Annotated in this window: 2 protein-coding genes; both read right to left on the bottom strand. The window is 65.5% G+C overall.

Annotation, left to right across the window (positions count from 1 at the left end):
• Positions 1–146: 146 nt before the first annotated feature.
• Positions 147–2,633, bottom strand: coding sequence for a TonB-dependent receptor (locus tag OJI97_RS07675; RefSeq protein ID WP_297662470.1), 2,487 nt, complete (start codon positions 2,631–2,633; stop codon positions 147–149).
• Between the two features lie 223 nt (positions 2,634–2,856).
• Positions 2,857–3,285 carry an ATP-binding protein gene (locus OJI97_RS07670; protein ID WP_297662469.1) on the bottom strand — a complete coding sequence of 143 codons (429 nt, stop codon included), beginning with the start codon at positions 3,283–3,285 and terminating at the stop codon, positions 2,857–2,859.
• Positions 3,286–3,433 lie beyond the last annotated feature (148 nt).

The raw sequence follows: 3,433 nt of genomic DNA, 5'->3' as shown, positions 1-3,433 counted from the left end.
AGTGTGGGGTCAGCCGACGCACGCCCTGGGTTCCCGCTTTCGCGGGAATGACGAAAGTGGGGAGTGTCCGCTTCCCACCCCGAAGCCGCCAAAAAGAAAAGGGGCCGGGTTTCCCCGGCCCCAGGTCTAGCGCGACCCGCAGAGGATCAGAATTTGAACTGGAGACCCGTCTTGACCGAATAGCCGTAGCGCTCGACCTCGTCGGTCCGCGACGAAATTCCCTGGAAGACGCGGTAGGGCTCGTCGTTGAGGTTCGATCCTTCGAGGAAGATCGTCACATTCTTGACGATGTCGTAGCCGATCCGCGCGTCCCACTGGTTGAAGGCGCCGACATAAAGGTCGGTGTCGGTATCCCCGCCCGGTTCGAGCAGATAGGCCGAGCGGTAGGTATAGGCGATGCGCGCCGACAGCCCGCCCTTCTCATAGGAGAGGAAGGCCGACGCCACCCGGTTCGACTGGCTGCCGAGCGGCAGCCGTTCGTCGCCACGGCCCGGAATACCCTTCGCGCGCGATTTCACGAAGGTGATGCTGCCGCCGACGCTGAAGCCGTCGAGCGGTGACGGCAGGAAACTGAGTTCGGTCTGCGCGTTGATCTCGATGCCCTTGACGAAGGCGCTGTCGGCGTTGACCGGCATCGTCACCTGCGCATCGACCAGCGCCTGCCCGGCAAAGGTGCCGCTCTGCACGACGGTAGCCGTATAGATCGGATTCTCGATCGTCTTGTAGAAGCCGGCGATGCTGATGATGCCCTTGCGCCCGATATAATATTCGCCTGCGAGGTCGTAGTTGGTCGAGGTCAGCGGCTTGAGGTCGGGGTTGCCCCTCGTCACCTCGTTATCGCTGGTGTTGACGACCGTCGTCGGCGCGAGCTGTTCATAGTTCGCGCGCCCGATCGCGCGCGTCACCGCGGCGCGCAGGACGAGTGACGGCGTCGCGTTCCAGCGCAGGTTCAGGCCCGGGAAGAAGTCGGTGTAGCTCTGCGACCCGAAGCTGTCGTAATCCTTGTCGAGATCGGCGACGGTCGTCGTGTCGAGAATGTCCTTCGCCGCATAATTGCTCTTCGTCTTTTCCATGCGGACGCCGGGAATCGCGGTGAAGCTGCCGAATTTCAGCGTCGCCATCGCATAGGCAGCAAAGATCTTCTCGCGGATCAGATAGTCGGCGGCGAGGCTGTCGCCGACGGTGCCTTCCTCGTCGAGCTCGAACCCGGCGAGGTTCGACTGGAAGAAGCTGTCGGCGCTCGGGCGGCTGATCGTCGCACCGAACGGATAGCGGCCCTTGAAGATGCTGTCGATCGATCCGTCCTGAACCTGATCGAGCGTGAAGTCGTCGTCATAGCCGCCATAGATCACCGATTCGGCATCGTTGGTCTTGCGCCGGCTCGTATATTTGGCGCCGACCTGGATCGTGCTGTCGTCGCCGATACCCACCGGCGTGCGGAAATCGGCGCGCGCCTGATAGAGATCCTCGCGCGCGCGACGATGCTCGTAGCTCGTTTCGTCGAATTTATACTTGGTCGGATCGAACGCCGTCGCGCCCGATTGATAGAGCGGAATCGTGCCCGACAGGTCGTACGACCCCGTGATGTTCTTGGCCGCGAAGATGATTTCGTCGCGGTGCGGGTCGCGCTTGTTGGCCTGGGTATAGCTGCCCTCGACGCGCAGCCAGCTCGGCCCGAGATCGAACTCGCCGCCGAACGACGAGGTGAAGGTGTCCGAATCCTCCTCGCGCGAGCGCAGCGCGCGCTTCGCCTTGGCGCCGGAGAAGTCGCCGCTGGTCGCGGTCTGGTTGGTGATCGCTTCGTCGTCGAGGTCGACCTGGAAGCCCGGACGCGATTCCTTGTCCTTATATTTGGAATAGAGGAAACGCGCGAAGACCTTCACGTCATCGGTCGGGCGCCAGTCGAAATTGGCGACCGCCCCATAACGCTGACGGCGCGTGTGATAGTCGCGCAGCGTCTGGCGCAGCGGCACGAACTGACCGTTCACCTCTTCCCATTTGCCGCCCGACTGGATGTTCTGCGCCTCGAACTCGCGGTTCGAATAGTTGAGCGCGAAGACGAAGCCGAACTGGCGGTCGGGGCCGAAGCGCGACCCGATCGACGCATCGAATTCATAGGGATGCTTGCCGTTGAGGTCATATTTGCCATAGGCCGCGCGCAGACTGCCGAAGGTCCCCGGCCGGTCGAAGGCCGACACGGTTTCGATATTGGCGGCGCCCGCGATCGCGTTGGCGTCCATGTCGGGGGTCAGCGTCTTCGACACCGTCACCGCGCCGATCAGCGCCGAGGGGATGTCGTCGAGCTTCACCTGACGCGAATCGGGTTCGGGAGCGGCGGCGGTCTGGCCGTTCAGCGTCACGTTGAGCAAGTCGGGCGACACGCCGCGGACGGTCAGATAGCGGCCCTCGCCCATGTCGTTCGCGACGCTGAGGCCCGGCAGGCGGCGCAGCGTTTCGGCGACATTCTGGTCGGGCAGGCGGCCGACGTCGTCGGCGCGAACCTCGTCGACCTGGGTATCGGTGTTGCGCTTCGTCTCCAGCGCCGCGCGGTCGGCGGCGCGGCGGCCGCTGACGATGATCGCGTCGCCCTGATCGGCCGGGACCGGTGTCTCCTGCGCCCATGCCCCGGTCATCGGGACTGCCAGACATGTCGTGAGCAAAAGCGCCCGTCCGAACCGCCGTGTCATTATTGCCTCTCCTCCCCGGCACGGCTCCCTGCCGCGCTCGTTCGGGCATCATAATGGCACAATTATTCTATATTGCAAGTAAAATAGAATATATCTTGCACAACGGCTTGGCGAGACGCAGGGATAGGACGCACACGGCGTGCGATCTGACACCAAGCTGACAGGAAGTTCAGGCGGATAGCGTCCAGCCGACGCGGACTTCAAGCCCGCCGAGCGGCGAACGCGCGAGCACCAGATCGCCGCGCGACGCCTCGGCCAGCTCGCGCGCGATGGCGAGGCCGAGCCCATGGCCTTCGCCCCCCGAATCGAGGCGCGCGCCGCGCAGGATCGCCTCGTCGCGCTGCGCGCTGTCGAGCCCGGCGCCATCGTCGCCGACGACCAGCATCCGCCGGTCGCCCACCGTCTCGACCGCGACGTGGACGAGACGGCGGGCATGGCGCGCGGCATTTTCGAGCAGCGGCCCCAGCAGTTCGGCGGCATCGTCGCTGGCGAGCGGCAGCGTCGTGCGTTCGTCGCACGCCAGCGAAAAGGCGACGCGCTCGCCCGCCCCGGTCTGTTCGATCACCGCGATCAGCCGTTCGATCAGCGGCAGCGCCACCGTGCTGCGCCCTTCGGGAACAAGGCTGATCCGCGTCCGCGCCAGTTCGCCGTGGGGGGGCGGGCGCCCCGCCGGGGGGGAAGGCTAAGAGACCCCGGGCCGCCGCCCCCCCCCCGCCGGGGGGGCCCCCCCCGCGGGCGGGGGCGGG

Origin of the sequence: Sphingopyxis sp., from assembly GCF_025869345.1 — a bacterium.
GTDB lineage: Bacteria > Pseudomonadota > Alphaproteobacteria > Sphingomonadales > Sphingomonadaceae > Sphingopyxis.
Note: the sequence above shows the minus strand (reverse complement) of the source record. Positions and strands in the feature narration are given on the sequence as shown.

What these genes read in the sequence shown, in the direction of transcription:
- OJI97_RS07675 (WP_297662470.1), bottom strand. Translation starts at nt 2,633, where the DNA reads ATGACCGGGGCATGGGCGCAGGAGACACCGGTCCCGGCCGATCAGGGC.